This window comes from Marispirochaeta aestuarii (assembly GCF_002087085.1).
Lineage (GTDB): Bacteria > Spirochaetota > Spirochaetia > JC444 > Marispirochaetaceae > Marispirochaeta > Marispirochaeta aestuarii.
The window spans coordinates 86907-100221 of record NZ_MWQY01000016.1 but is presented as its reverse complement, the minus strand read 5'-3'; the positions used below and the strand labels follow the sequence as shown (position 1 = coordinate 100221).

The following is a 13315-nucleotide window of genomic DNA, read 5'->3' as shown; positions in this document are numbered from 1 at the left end:
AAGCGAACGACCAGGCGGGTCGCACAGCCGAGCAGTGAGCGAAGCGAACGACCAGGCGGGCCGCATAGCCGAGCAGTGAGCTAAGCGAACGACCAGGCGGGTCGCACAGCCGAGCAGTGAGCGAAGCGAACGGCCGGGCGGCGGTAGTACTGCCGGATAACGTACTCATCGAAAGCGGTGCGGGCGAGACGGTCCGCAAGCAGCTGCTCGATTCTGCGCCTGCCTACGAGGATCTTCTATAAACCCGGGGTAAAGGCCAATGTCCTCTTCTTCGACAACCGGCCAGGTCCCCGGTAGTCGTGGACCCGGAAGGTCTGGATCCACGACTACCGCACCAATGTTCACCATACCCTGGAAAAGAAGCCCCTGCGCCTCAAGGACCTGTCCGACTTTATCGCCTGCTACAACCCTGAAAACCGCAAAACAGACGAGAGACCTGGTCGGAGGAGAATCCCGAAGGCCGCTGGCGCAGGTTTACTTACGACGAGAGCATGGCCCGGGACAAAACCAATCTGGACATCTTCTGGCTTAAGCACAAGAGTCTGGCCGACGAGATCATCGAAAACCTAGAAGCGGGGCTCAAGGCTTTTCGGGAAGTGACGCCGATAATAAGCAACCCCAGATAGAATACATACCCGCTTCAGGGGCGCCAGGCATGAACACCTTTCTTGATTGTTACCTGTGCCTGTTGCGTCAGGTCCTGACCACCGCCCGGATCGCCCGAATATCGAACGCCTAAGGCTGGAGGCTTTATGAGGGGAAACTAAAAACACGACAGCCGCCTTCAAGGGGCGGCTGTCGCAAAACGGGGACCCGAGATTACCGATCAGTCGTCATCGTCGTTGTCGTCATCGTCATCGTCATCATCATCATCGTCATCATCATCGTCATCATCGTCATCATCATCATCATCATCATCATCATCATCATCATCATCATCATCATCATCGTCATCATTGTCGCCATCGTCATCGTAGTCATCGTTATCATCGTCGTCGCCATCGTCATCGTCATCGTAGTCATCGTTATCATCGTCGTTATCATCGTCGTCGTCATCGTCGAGAATGAACTCTTCGCCGTCCCGAATCACGGTCTTAACCTCAATTTCGAGGCTGTCGTCCTCACTCTCCATCTCGCCGCGGACCGTGAGCTCGTCGCCTACCGCCAGTCCGAGACGATCCATCTCATTCTGAGACATACGGACCCGATATTCGCCGTCGGATGTATTGAGAGTGACGTAGGGAGACCCGTTCACCTCTGTATCTATCGAAATAACGGTACCCGAGACCTCCACCTGCTCCGCTGCACCTCCGGCGAAGACGGCCGCCGCTGCGAGAACTACCAATCCTGTAATCAATGCAAGTTTCTTCATAGTATGCTCCTTAATCTGATATTTCTTGTCAGATATAAAGATACCCCCGGGTGAACGAAAAAACCGGTTTTATATAGTATTTTTTATATGTTTACCAGCGGAGAGATTACCGAAGGCTTCACTCGCCCCAGGGACGCGGAGGGCCGGGCGGAAGCCCGGGTCCGTCAGGACGGAAGCGGCCCGCCGGGCGCACGAAGTAGCCCGGCAAACAGGCCGCGAACCCCGGAGCAGGCCCGACGGCGAAGCCGGGGGGCCGAAAGAAAAAATCGGTACTGTTCTGTTTCGCGGACTTATTCGATGGCTACTTCAAAACGGTAATGAAAATACGTAACAGATCCACCATCAGGAACATTATTACCGGAATATGTGTCCGGGGCAAACTACTACTCGACCCGTATTATCTGCAGCCACTTGACCCAGTTGCTGCCCTCGGTATCGCCGGCCACCAGTCTGAGGGGAAAACCGTGAACCCGATGCAGGGTCTCTCCTTCGAAAGCCCAGGCGACCAGGAAGTCGTCCGCAGTGGCGCGTTCAACAGGAAACCGGGTACGGTAGCTCTCATCGGGTACGGCGAATATTACCGTTTTGGCATCATCCCTGATCCCGGCCTCCTTAAGAAGTGTCCTTACAAGAACGCCGCTCCAGACCCCTTCATCGGTAAAATAGCCTGGACAGACCAGCCGTACCCGTATATCGACAGTGGCCAGGGCCTTTACCTCAGCCAGGGAGAGGGAGAGCGGTTTGTCCACCTTGCCGGTGACTGTCAGCCGGTAGGTCTCTTCATCCAGATCGATGGGTTTCGCGGTATAGTGCAGCCCCATAAAGAGATCACCAAACTCGAGATCCTCGGGATTGAGAACCTCCTCTTCTACCCAGACGGAGGCGGATGATTCAGCATCCGAAGGCAGAGACTCGGTCTGTCCGCCGGAGAAGAGCATGAATATCATACTGATGAGAATAAATAGTGAAGAGATAAATCTTTTCATCCGGTACCCCGCTTCGTTTTCTGTTCATGATACCAGGGTATCACCTGATACCCTTTCCAGGTCGGAGGAAGCTTGCTGAACCTCGGCCCGAAGTGTCTCCAGCTGCCCCCTCGTTTCTTTCAGTATATTCTATATGGCCTGACATTTCCCCCTTCTTGCGCTTATCTTTACCCTGAAAATTCTGTGAATTGCCCGCCCCTGAGATTACCGAGCCTGGGTGGTGGGGAGAGGATGGACGGTACCCGGAGCTCCCAGCCCCAGGGACGCGGAGGGTCGGGCGCAGCCCGGGTCCGTCAGGACGGAGCGGCCCCCCGGGCGCACGTAAGTAGCCCGGGAAAAGGGCCGCGAACCCCGCAGCAGGCCCGACGGCGTCAGCCGGGGGGCCCGGAACACAGATTCTCAGCCGCTCTTTTTCTGGAAGGTGAAGATGCTGGTGCCGAAGATCACCAGTCCCAGGGCGCTCAAGGGGAGCAGCTGGTCGGCCAGGAGCTTCAGCGGCGTGGCCTTGAGATAGATCTCCCGCACGATGGTCATCATGAAGCGCAGGGGGTTCAGCATCGTCAGCCACTGCAGCCAGCGGGGCATGTTCCGGATGGGAATGAAGAAGCCCGAAAGCAGGATCATGAAGATCATGAAAAACCAGGCGATAAAGAGGGCCTGCTGCTGGGTGCCCGCCGCCGAGGAGACGAGCAGCCCCAGACCGAGGGTCGAGAAGAGGTAGAGCAGCAGCGCCAGGTAGAGGCTCAACAGGCTTCCGGCCAGGTGCAGACCGAAAACCAGCTCGGCGACCTTCAGCAGTACCGCCACCTCGATGAAGGCGTAGACCAGAAACGGAATCAGCTTGCCGAGGATAAGCTGGCTCCGGTTGATGGGGGTGACCATCAGCTGTTCGAGGGTGCCGACCTCCTTCTCCCGCACCAGGTTCATGGCGCCGATCATCAGAGTGATGATGGTGACGATAACCACGACGATGCCGGGAACCATGAAGGCGGCGTTCTTGAGCTCGGGGTTAAAGAGGTAGTGGTAGACCAGGCGCGGGCCGGGGGCGCCGCCGGCGTCGAGGGGCACGGCGGCCAGGCGGAGGCCCTGTTCGGCGGCGATCTGCTGCAGGTAGCCGTAGGCGGTCAGGGCCTTGTTGCCGTCCACCGCATCGATCAGGACCTGCAGTTCGGCGGAGGCGTCGCGCTTCAGGTCGCGGCCGAAACCGGGGGGAATGTAGATGCCGATGCTGGCCTGCCAGCGCTGAAGGGCGTCGCCGAGTTCCTCGTACTCCTCCACCGTGCCGATGACGTTGAAGCGCTCGTTGGTGCTGACGCTGCGCACGAACTCGCGGCTGAGCGCGGTCCTGTCGAGATCGCAGATGAGGGTCGGCACGTTGGTGGTCTCGATGGTCAGCGCGAAGCCGAGCACGATCAGCTGGAAGAGGGGCGCGATTAAAAGAAAGCGCAGATAGAAGGTATCGGCCCGCAGCTGGAGGATCTCTTTTTTTACCATCGCAATCAGGGTTCGCATCGTCGTCTCCTTAAATTCCGGTTCCCCGTCTGAATCAGCCCTCGAGATAGGCCTTGAAGCGGCGTATCGCCACCAGCAGGAAGAAGGCGCTGAAGGCGGAGAGCATCAGGATGGGGAAGATCAGCTCCCGCTGAGTGTTGCCCTTGAGCATCAGTCCCCGGATGATGATCAGAAAATACCTGGCCGGCACGATCCAGCTTATCGCCCGCAAAAGGGAGGGCATCGACTCGAGGGGAAAGATGAAGCCGGAGAGAAAGAGGGTCGGCAGCAGGGTTCCGATCAGGGAGAGCAGCATGGCCGTCTGCTGGCTGGCCGCCACCGTGGAGATCAGAATCCCGAAGGAGAGGCCGGTCAGACAGTAGAGGATCAGGTAGAAGAGCATGGCCGGAATACTGCCCCTCATGGGGACGCCGAACATCAGCACCCCGCAGAGCACGATCAGGGTGCCGATAACGAGCGACAGCAGCAGGTAGGGTACCACCTTGCCGATGATGACCTCGTAGGCGTGCACGGGACTCAGTTTGATCAGATCGAAGGTGCCCTGCTCCTTCTCCCGGGTGATGGTCAGACTCGTCAGCAGGGCGGTGACCATGATGATGATCAGCGCTGTCAGGGCAGGGACGAAAAAGAAGGCGCTGTCGAGCTGCCGGTTGTAGAGGAAGGCCGGGACGGCGACGATCGGCGGTCTGCGGGTCCGCGCGTCCGAGGCGCGCTCTACCACGGCATCGATGTACTGCCGCACGATCAGCGCCCGGTTCGAGTCGGAGGCGTCGATCTGCAGGTCGACCGCCCCACCCCGGCCGTAATCCCCGGGGATGGTCAGAAGCGCGTCGGCGACGCGGCGGCGGAAGAGCTCCCGCCCGGAGAGTCCCCCGGCCTCGGGGAGTGTAAAGAATTCCGAGCCCCGGAAGCCTGCGATCAGCTCCCGGGAGGCCGCCGAATTGTCCAGGTCCTCGACCGCCAGCCTGATATTCGGAATCTCCAGGGTCATCGCGTAGCCGAAGAGCACCAGCATCAGCACCGGCAGGATGAAGAGGATCATCAGCGTGCGGTAGTCCCGCACAATATGTTTGAACTCTTTCAGGATAATGCCGTAGAGTCCCATGCTACTCCTCCCGGTCGCTTTCGACGGCCCGGATAAAGGCCTCGTTGAGGGTATCGGATCCGTATTTGCGCTTGATGGCCGCGGGGCTGTCGAGGTCGATCAGGCGCCCCTGGCTCATGATGGCGATGCGGTGACAGTATTCGGCCTCGTCCATGAAGTGGGTCGTCACCAGGACGGTGCGCCCGGCGGACGAGAGGTCGTAGATCTCTTCCCAGAACTCCCGGCGCCCCAGGGGATCGACGCCCGAGGTCGGTTCGTCCAGGAAGATGACCGGCGGTTCGTGCAGCAGGGCGCAGGTTAGCCCCAGCCGCTGCTTGAAACCCAGGGGCAGCTTCCCGGCGCGGCCGCTGCCGGGAGCCCCCCCCAGCTGGGCGCGGATTCTCCTCTTCTCCGCCTCCAGGCGCTCGGGGTCGACGCCGTAGACCGCCCCGAAGAAGTCGATGTTCTGTTCCGGCGAGAGGTCGCCGTAGAGGGAGAACTTCTGGGACATGTAGCCCAGGCGCCGCTTGACCTGCTCGGGATCGGCGGAGACCGAGACCCCGTCGATCAGGATGTCGCCCTCGCTGGGGCTCAGCAGCCCGCACATCATGCGGATGGTCGTGGTCTTGCCGGCGCCGTTGGCTCCCAGAAAACCGAAGACCTCCCCGGGGGCGACCTCGAAGGAGATGTCGTCCACCGCGGTGAAGGCGCCGAAACGGCGGCTCAGGCCTTGAATTGAAATCATCATGGATGAATCGCTCGTCATCTGAGTATCCCCGCCAGAAAGATGTCTTCCAGGTCAGGTTCGATCTCACGGCTCGTCCCTGATGAGCGAGTCGGAAGGTCGGCCGCAGCGTCTCCTGCCGCGGCGGGCAGCACCAGGTGCACGCTGCGCCCCGACAGATAGACCGGCCGCCCGGACCAGGCGGCGGCCAGCTCCCGGCGCAGATCCTGAGGCGCCAGCTCGGAATCCTCGAACTCGATGATACGGCCGTCGAAACCGTCGATCAGCTCCCGGGGAGCTCCGGCGTTCAGGATGCGGCCCTCGTTCATCAGGTAGATCCGGTCGCACTGCAGGGCCTCTTCCATGTAGGGGGTCGAAACCAGGATGCCGATGCCCTCTCTTTTCAGTTCGCTCAGCATCCGCCAGAACTCCCGGCGGCTCAAGGGGTCGACGCCGGTGGTCGGTTCATCGAGCACCAGCAGACGAGGCTCCTGCATCAGGGCGCAGGAGAGGGCCAGTTTCTGCTTCATACCCCCCGAGAGCGTGCCGGCCCGGGCGGCCTTGAAATCGGAGAGGCGGTTGAAGGTGTAGAGCCGCTCGCTCCTGGCCGTGTACTCCGCAGGCCTGCCGCCGTGAATCCTGAAGGAGAAGCGCATGTTCTCCTCCACGGTCAGATCCGTATAGAGGGAGAAAACCTCGGGCATATAGCCGATTCCGCCGCGTCGGCCCCGCTCCGGGGTCTCGCCGAAGAGCTTCAGTTCGCCGCCATCACTTTCAAGCAGACCGAGGACGATGCGCATGAAGCTCGATTTCCCGGCTCCGTCGGGTCCGATAAGGCCGGTGATCTCCCCGGCGGCCGCATGGATGTCGACGCCCTCGAGGGCCCGAATCTCGCCGTAGCGCTTGCTGATCGCTTCTGCTTCAATACATTTCGCGGCGTTCATTCTACCTTTACCACTCCAGCACGACAGGCATGCCTATCTTCAGGATTCCGTCGGGATTCTCGATCCCGACCCGTACCGCGTAGACCAGGGCCTCGCGGTTCTCGGGGGTGAGTACCTCCCTGGGGGTGAACTCGGCGCTGGAGTTGATATGCTCGACCCGGGCGCGGAAGGTGTTTTCCCCCAGGCGGGCGGTCATCTCCTGACCGGGACTGATCTGCGCGATACCGGACTCGCCAAGATAGAGATAACACCAGACATATTCGAGACTGACCAGCTCCACCACCGGACGCAGCGCGGGAACGAACTCCCCTTTCTCGAAATAGACCTGATCCACATAGCCTGCGGCGGGACTGGTAAGAGTGGCCTTGCTGATCATCAGATCGAGTTCCTCGAGCTTGTAGCCGATCTCGTCCTGCTGCCGCTTGAGGGACTGTTCTTTGATACGCAGGGTCGTCAGCTCCCGCTCCCACTTGTCCGCGTTCAGTTTCAGATCCCGCACCTTCTGATCCGAGACCGCCTGTTCCTTCAGGAGCTCCAGATTGCGGCGGTAGGTGGTCGCATAGTAGTCGCGGGTATCCTTGACCTGCGCGGTAGTGAGGGTGAGCTCCTGGAGCTGCAGCCCGATCTGATCCCGCCCGGCGATCAGCGACTTGCGCTGAAGTTCCAGCGCGGCCGTATCGATGCGCCCCACTGTCTGCCCCTCGGCCAGTCGGTCGCCTTCCCAGACGCTGAGCTCCAGGAGCCGGTCGCTTACCGGCGAGGAGACGCTGTAGACCCGGCCTTCCACCTGCCCGGTAAAGCTGCGCTCGCCATCGCCCGCACCGCAGGCTGCCAGCAGCAGCACGAGCGCTGTAAAAATTCCGTTTCGAATTATCCTGTTCCGGTTCATCCCGGTACTCCTTGGCATACTCATTTGGTATTCCTCCACAGGGGACGATTGATCAGCAGCAGGTAATCCTGATAGAGCGACAGCAGCCGGATTTCCAGCCCCTTGGCCCTGATGTCCGCGGCGGTAAGCTCCTGTTCGGCCTCCAGCACCTCGAGGGTGCTCTGTTCGCCGGCGTCCCAGAGCTGCTGTATCAGTTCGTACTTGCGCTGCTTGTTCTCGAGCAGACTGCGGGCGGTGGTCAGCTGTTCGGCCGCCGACTGCAGGGACTCCCCGGTCTGCCGCCCCCGGGCCAGCAGATTCGTAAAGAGCTCCTCCCGCTCGGCCGCCAGCTGCTCCAGCCTGGCCCGGTCACGCTCGAGGGCGTTGCCCCGCCGGCCGCCGTCCCAGAGATTCATTGAGACCTCCACACCGCCCTGGTAGTAAAACTGCCACTCGTCGGCGAAGAAATTGGCTCCCGGCCGGCCGTAGTTGAAGCTGCCGAAAGCGGAAAGCCGGGGATAGTAGTCACCGCGATGAATCTCCGTTTCCAACTCGCGGGCCTGCCGTGTATAATCGGTAGCCCGGTAGTCGGCGTTGGACGCCAGGTCAGCTCCTTCGATATCGACGGCCTCCACGTCCGGCAGCGCGAGATAGGCCTCCTCCACGGCTAGCGCGTCGAGGTCCTCCGCGCCGCTGAGACTTCTGAGGCTGATCAGAGCCGCGCGGCGGTCCGCCTGCTGCTGCCGCAGCTGCAGGTTGAGCTCGGCGATGGAGGCGTCGATCTCGAGCAGGTCCAGCTCCGAGGCGAAGCCCTGAGAGAAGAACGACTCCACCCGGCGGCGATTCAGTTCCAGCCGGGCCAGACTGGCTTCCAGGGACTCCACCGAAAGATCGGCCAGGGAATAGCCGTAGGCCGCCTGGAGCAGACTGAAGCGCAGCGCATCCTCGCGCATACTTTTCTGAAAGCGTACTTCGGCCAGCCGGTTCTCCGCCGCCGCCAGCCCGTAGCGCCGTGTGAATCCGGCGAATATCAGCTGCCGGGCGGTGAGATTAGCCGCATAGGTATCCTTAACCCCCGCCTCGACAGTGGTCGTACCGCCGCCGGGTTTGGGCTGCTCCATCTCCGGCAGCTCGGATACGTATGAAACGCGAAATCCGGCGCTCAGATCCGGCTGAAAGGCGGCGCCGGCATCGGCCACGACGGTTTCGGCGGCGGCCACACCGGCCTCGATCCGGGCGAGCCGACTGTCCTCCTCCAATGCCAGCTCAAACAGCTGGGTCATGGAATATTCCCGGGCCCCCAGGGGCGTGGATATAAGCGCCAGCAGCGTCGCTAACTTCAAGATTCTGTGCATCCTGATTCCTCCCTTGGACGAATCGATTCCCAGATGAACTCCACCACCTGATCGGCCCGCTGCCCGGTCATCGCTTCCTGTTCTTTTTCCGGCACATTCAGAACAGCAAAAAACAGCGGCGAAGCGACAAAATAGAAGACGTCGAGACTGATGATGTTCATTAGAAAATGGAAGGGATTCACCCGCCTGATTTCGCCGTCGTCCATCGCCTGCTGCAGCCGGGCAAAGAACCTGGTCGTGATGATCTCGCGGTTCTCGGTTAACAGCCCGACGAATACCGGAATCACCTCCTCCCGGTTGGTCCACATCTCGGCCATGAAGAACTGGAAAACCTGCGGATTGCTCTTCAGCGCGCCGATGTGCCCCCGGATAAAGGCCTCGAGGACCTCTCGGATGGGCATGGAGAAATCGATGCTCTGCAGCATGGACTTCAGGAGCGAGGAGAGGACCTTCCTTAGAACCGCCTCGTAGATCCTGTCCTTGGAGCGGAAGTAGTAGTGCAGCAGAGCCTTGTTCACCCCCGCCTCGTCGGCGATCTCCTGCATGCGGGTACCGGACTTGCCGCGGCGGATGATCACCCGGTAGGCGGCGGCCAGGATCTGCTCTTCTGTGCCTCGATCGATATCATTGGTCATCTTGTAAAACCTCTTGGTTTAACCTTATGGTTAAACCAATACGGTAAATTATTGATCCCGTCAAGTCGCCTCCCCAAAAAACCCGGGAAATCGTCTCTTTTTACAGTTTTTCCGCCTTCTGTCCACGGAACGGGAACAGAGCCGGCAGGTCCGCACGATTTAAGAGAGCACAGGAAGCCCCTGCAGCCGGGGACTGCAGGGACCGTGCGGGGTGAAGATTGATTCTTTCTCTGTCAGTTCTTCAAGCTTACAGCGGGGCGACCGGGATGTGGATCGCCACCCGGTGCCTGCCTTCCGGGTGTTCTTCCGGATCGTTCAGATAAACCTCGTAGCAGGGCCCCTCACTGCACTGATACCCGCTTTCCGGGAGCCACCCGGCAAAGAGGCTGTTCCAGGCATCACCGTACTCATCAGCGGATATAAGAAACTCTCCAACCGCATAGCGCCCGGCGGGAATGGCGGTTTTACCTATATCTCCGGAGACCTCCGTATCCGGAGGAACGGTAATACAGACACTTATCCTGAGCTTCTCCTCTTCGGTTATCTCCGGAGAATCATGATAGATAGTAAGCATCTCCGTTTTGCCAGCCTCGAAAAGCTGCCGCGGGACGGCCCATTTCAACAGTCGGGAGAACAGACCGTGAAAGAGTTCCTCGTTACCGGCATAGGGACCGGTGTGTCGGACATAGGCCACTGTCTTTTCCTGCTGTTCATCTACCCGCACAGTGTAATCGAGATTTTTTGTCGGTGTTTTCATAGATACCCTCCATTTCTGTTGTGTATACACAGAATACGAGGATTCCACCGTGGTTGCTTCGCAATATATGCTCATGGGATGATATCGCTTGCTCTGCAGTTTGCAATTCCTGCTGTATTCAGCGTCACCACCGGCCCGCCATTCGCTGGGACTCATGCCGAAATGATCACGAAAAGCCCTGGAGAATACTGCAGAAGAGGAAAACCCTGATTCAATACCGATACGGGTTATCGTCATATCCGGACGTCCAGAGATATACCCTGCAGCCCGTTCCAGGCGCAACCGCTGAATATAGGCTCCCAGAGATTCACCGAGGGCTGCGGAAAAAATCCGGGCAAAGTGGAACCTGGAAAAGGCAGCTTCCCCTGCCAGGGTTTCGTGGTCCAGATCCTCCCCCAGGTGAGAGTCAATATACTCGAGGACCCGGTTCAAACGCCTGAGATATTCCACTTTCATGGAACGATTTTATAATTCTTGATCCAGCTGCTGCAAGACGTGTTCAAAACGGCAGCCTCTTTCCAGATAGAATGTCCCGCCAGGCAAGATTTGCCCGGTTTCCGGAATCACGTAATAAAACAGAACAGACCACTGAAAGCCGGGAATTTTTGACTGATTGCCATGAGATCCGTACCTTATTACCCAGCGAACACAATACAGGAGACAACTATGAAGAAAATTCTGGCTTTTATAGATGAACAGTTTGAAGATCTCGAGCTCTGGTATCCCGTACTGCGCTGCAGGGAGGCGGGCTTCCAGGTCGACATAGCCGGCAAGGAGGCGGGAAAGGTCTACCACGGAAAACACGGCGTACCCGCTACATCAGAGGTCTCCTTCGAGGATCTGAAGGCCGCCGACTACGACGGCCTGCTGGTCCCCGGGGGATGGGCACCGGACAAACTCCGGCGCTATGAAGCTGTATTAGGCTTGACCCGGGAGATTTTCAAGGCAGGGAAACCGGTGGGTCATATCTGCCATGCCGGATGGGTACTCGCCTCGGCTGACATAGTGAAGGGTTATACAATGACCTCGACCCCGGGTATCAAGGATGATCTGATCCATGCGGGAGCGGAATGGGTGGATAAAAGTGCCGTCACCGACCGCAATATCGTTTCGGCCCGAAAACCTGCGGACCTTCCCGATTACATGGCGGCATATCTGAAGCTTTTTTAGACAATTCCGTTGTTCGGCTCCTCCTCCCGGGCTTATAATTAATCATGATCCTTATGTATGAGTTTTCGTGGAGGAGAAGATGCCCATGAAAGAATTACGGAGTATTGGGGATATTGACTTTACAAGTCTGGTCCGAGACAGGGAATATTACCCCTCCCCTGATGACTGGGAGGATCAGGTAATCTATTTCCTCATGGCCGACCGCTTCTCGGACGGTAACGAAAACGATGAGGCCCTCTACGACGCAGAACGCGATTATGAGCTCGTAAAGAAGAGCGGAAAAGAAGAGGATTGGCAGAGCTGGGGGAAGCGCTGGAACGGTGGTACTCTTACAGGGGTTCTGTCAAAGCTCGATTATCTGCAGCAGCTTGGGATTACCGCCGTCTGGATAAGCCCCATCTTCAAGCAGGTCTCCTTCCAGGAGTCTTATCACGGTTATGGCATTCAGAACTTCCTGGCCATCGATCCTCACCTTGGCAGCGATCAGGATCTCAAGTTCCTTGCACAGGAGGCCCATAAGCAGGGCATGAGGGTCATCCTGGACATCATTATAAACCACTCCGGTGATGTATTCGCCTACGAGAAAGAGAACACTCCCTGGACCGGGGAGCAGTACCCGGTAAAAGGATACCGCAACGCGGAAGGTAAACCAGAGATTCCTTACGGGGAAGGAAAGGATCGGGAATCTGTGTGGCCCGACGGGGCCGTATGGCCGCGGGAAATGCAGTACCCCTCCGCCTATTACCGTAAAGGATATATTCAGAACTGGGAGAACTATCCGGAATATGTGGAGGGGGACTTTTTCAGTCTCAAAACCCATAACCTCGGTACCGGCGGCAGCGGAGAGGAGTTCCAGCCATCCCCTGCCCTGAAAACAATTACCGAAGCCTACAAGTACTGGATCGCCTATGCGGACGTGGATGGTTTCCGTATCGACACGGTTAAACACATGGAATGGGGAGCAACCCGCTATTTTGTGAGGGAGATCCACGAGTTCGCCAAGTCCCTGGGCAAGAAGAATTTCTATCTTATCGGGGAGATCACCGGAGGCCTGGAATATGCCATCAAGGCCTTTAAAGAGACGGGTCTGAACGCCGCCTTGGGAATAAATCGCATACCGAACCAGCTCGAAGGCTGTGCAAAGGGAGCGGTTAATCCGGAGGATTATTTCGCAGCCTTCTCCAACAGCCAGCTGCCGGGGGACGACGATAATCGCTGGTACCAGGACAACGTGGTCACCATGTTTGACGATCACGACATGGTCAGCCTGGAAGGAGACTGGAAATACCGCTTTGCCGCCGACAAAGAGACTGCCCCCCTCTTATTGAACGCCCTCTTTCTCAATGTCATGGGTCTCGGGATTCCATGCATCTACTACGGTACCGAGCAGGGCTTCGACGGCGGCGGCGGCGAGGACAGCTACATTAGGGAATGCATGTTTGCTGGGAACTTCGGGGCCTTCAGGACCCAGGGCAAACACTTTTTTAACACCGCCAATCTTATCTATGTGGAGCTGGCAAAGCTCCTAAAGCTTCGGCACAGCTACCTCATTCTTCGGCAGGGCAGGCAGTATCTGCGCCCTATCTCCCATGACGGGGAGCGCTTTGACTATCCCCGGAAAATCGGGGAAGGCCGGATAACCTCGGTCGTTGCCTGGGCCCGGATATTCAACACGGAGGAAGCTGTGCTTGCCTTCAATACGGATATGGAGAACGCTTTGACTGTGAGCATCGCCGTGGACTCATCTCTGCATACAGAAGGAGACGAGTTCCAGCTTCTATATAGCTCAGATCCCGGAAAGAGTTCGGAAAGGGTAAAGGTGGAACAGGCAGGGGATAACCTGGCCGTAAAAGTCGAGGTCCCCCCGGCAGGCTGCCTTATGCTCTACCGGGGAACTGCCTCCTGACT

Annotated in this window: 14 protein-coding genes; 4 read left to right on the top strand and 10 right to left on the bottom strand. The window is 58.5% G+C overall.

Annotation, left to right across the window (positions count from 1 at the left end; translation table 11 throughout):
- Positions 1–116: 116 nt before the first annotated feature.
- Positions 117–242, top strand: a complete 126-nt coding sequence (locus B4O97_RS19360) for an N-6 DNA methylase (RefSeq protein WP_269844569.1) — start codon at positions 117–119, stop codon at positions 240–242.
- 249 nt (positions 243–491) lie between these two features.
- Positions 492–626, top strand: a complete 135-nt coding sequence (locus tag B4O97_RS19770; protein WP_269844568.1) for a hypothetical protein — start codon at positions 492–494, stop codon at positions 624–626.
- A gap of 200 nt (positions 627–826) precedes the next feature.
- Here B4O97_RS19770 and B4O97_RS19630 read toward each other — a convergent pair whose 3' ends face one another.
- The 10 genes from B4O97_RS19630 to B4O97_RS14310 all read right to left on the bottom strand — a co-directional run bounded on the left by B4O97_RS19630 (position 827) and on the right by B4O97_RS14310 (position 10693).
- On the bottom strand, positions 827–1357 hold the full coding sequence (locus B4O97_RS19630; protein WP_198947085.1) for a hypothetical protein: 531 nt from the start codon (positions 1355–1357) through the stop codon (positions 827–829).
- A gap of 398 nt (positions 1358–1755) precedes the next feature.
- Positions 1756–2358, bottom strand: coding sequence for a molybdopterin-dependent oxidoreductase (locus B4O97_RS14350; protein ID WP_083051837.1), 603 nt, complete (start codon positions 2356–2358; stop codon positions 1756–1758).
- Positions 2359–2757: 399 nt separating this feature from the next.
- Complete coding sequence (locus B4O97_RS14345) at positions 2758–3870, bottom strand: ABC transporter permease (RefSeq protein ID WP_083051835.1); 1113 nt, start codon at positions 3868–3870, stop codon at positions 2758–2760.
- A 34-nt stretch (positions 3871–3904) separates the two neighbouring features.
- The gene (locus tag B4O97_RS14340) at positions 3905–4975 is read right to left on the bottom strand and encodes an ABC transporter permease (RefSeq protein WP_083051834.1); all 1071 of its coding nucleotides are present in this window, start codon (positions 4973–4975) and stop codon (positions 3905–3907) included.
- A gap of 1 nt (position 4976) precedes the next feature.
- Positions 4977–5720, bottom strand: a complete 744-nt coding sequence (locus B4O97_RS14335) for an ABC transporter ATP-binding protein (RefSeq protein WP_083051832.1) — start codon at positions 5718–5720, stop codon at positions 4977–4979.
- Positions 5717–6622, bottom strand: a complete 906-nt coding sequence (locus B4O97_RS14330) for an ABC transporter ATP-binding protein (protein ID WP_083051831.1) — start codon at positions 6620–6622, stop codon at positions 5717–5719. The genes B4O97_RS14335 and B4O97_RS14330 overlap by 4 nt, the downstream gene beginning before the upstream one ends.
- Before the next feature lie 7 nt (positions 6623–6629).
- Entirely contained in the window at positions 6630–7511 is an 882-nt protein-coding gene (locus B4O97_RS14325) for an HlyD family secretion protein (RefSeq protein ID WP_158084312.1), read from the bottom strand.
- Between the two features lie 20 nt (positions 7512–7531).
- Positions 7532–8833, bottom strand: coding sequence for a TolC family protein (locus B4O97_RS14320; RefSeq protein ID WP_158084311.1), 1302 nt, complete (start codon positions 8831–8833; stop codon positions 7532–7534).
- Positions 8830–9480, bottom strand: a complete 651-nt coding sequence (locus B4O97_RS14315; RefSeq protein ID WP_083051826.1) for a TetR/AcrR family transcriptional regulator — start codon at positions 9478–9480, stop codon at positions 8830–8832. Before B4O97_RS14315 ends, B4O97_RS14320 begins: the two co-directional genes overlap by 4 nt.
- Positions 9481–9727: 247 nt before the next feature.
- Positions 9728–10693: an AraC family transcriptional regulator gene (locus B4O97_RS14310; protein WP_083051825.1), complete on the bottom strand. Its 966-nt coding sequence runs from the start codon at positions 10691–10693 to the stop codon at positions 9728–9730.
- A gap of 210 nt (positions 10694–10903) precedes the next feature.
- On the opposite strand from B4O97_RS14310, the gene B4O97_RS14305 reads away from it, so the two are divergent.
- Together B4O97_RS14305 and B4O97_RS14300 are read left to right on the top strand one after the other, a co-directional pair.
- Complete coding sequence (locus tag B4O97_RS14305) at positions 10904–11407, top strand: type 1 glutamine amidotransferase domain-containing protein (protein WP_083051823.1); 504 nt, start codon at positions 10904–10906, stop codon at positions 11405–11407.
- Positions 11408–11492: 85 nt separating this feature from the next.
- Positions 11493–13313: an alpha-amylase family glycosyl hydrolase gene (locus B4O97_RS14300; protein ID WP_083051822.1), complete on the top strand. Its 1821-nt coding sequence runs from the start codon at positions 11493–11495 to the stop codon at positions 13311–13313.
- Positions 13314–13315: the final 2 nt, after the last annotated feature.

Coding starts and splice junctions, on each gene's coding strand:
- B4O97_RS19770 (WP_269844568.1), top strand. CDS start 492: ATGGCCCGGGACAAAACCAATCTGGACATCTTCTGGCTTAAGCACAAG.
- B4O97_RS14350 (WP_083051837.1), bottom strand. CDS start 2,358: ATGAAAAGATTTATCTCTTCACTATTTATTCTCATCAGTATGATATTC.
- B4O97_RS14345 (WP_083051835.1), bottom strand. CDS start 3,870: ATGCGAACCCTGATTGCGATGGTAAAAAAAGAGATCCTCCAGCTGCGG.
- B4O97_RS14340 (WP_083051834.1), bottom strand. CDS start 4,975: ATGGGACTCTACGGCATTATCCTGAAAGAGTTCAAACATATTGTGCGG.
- B4O97_RS14335 (WP_083051832.1), bottom strand. CDS start 5,720: ATGACGAGCGATTCATCCATGATGATTTCAATTCAAGGCCTGAGCCGC.
- B4O97_RS14330 (WP_083051831.1), bottom strand. CDS start 6,622: ATGAACGCCGCGAAATGTATTGAAGCAGAAGCGATCAGCAAGCGCTAC.
- B4O97_RS14325 (WP_158084312.1), bottom strand. CDS start 7,511: ATGAACCGGAACAGGATAATTCGAAACGGAATTTTTACAGCGCTCGTG.
- B4O97_RS14315 (WP_083051826.1), bottom strand. CDS start 9,480: ATGACCAATGATATCGATCGAGGCACAGAAGAGCAGATCCTGGCCGCC.
- B4O97_RS14310 (WP_083051825.1), bottom strand. CDS start 10,693: ATGAAAGTGGAATATCTCAGGCGTTTGAACCGGGTCCTCGAGTATATT.
- B4O97_RS14305 (WP_083051823.1), top strand. CDS start 10,904: ATGAAGAAAATTCTGGCTTTTATAGATGAACAGTTTGAAGATCTCGAG.
- B4O97_RS14300 (WP_083051822.1), top strand. CDS start 11,493: ATGAAAGAATTACGGAGTATTGGGGATATTGACTTTACAAGTCTGGTC.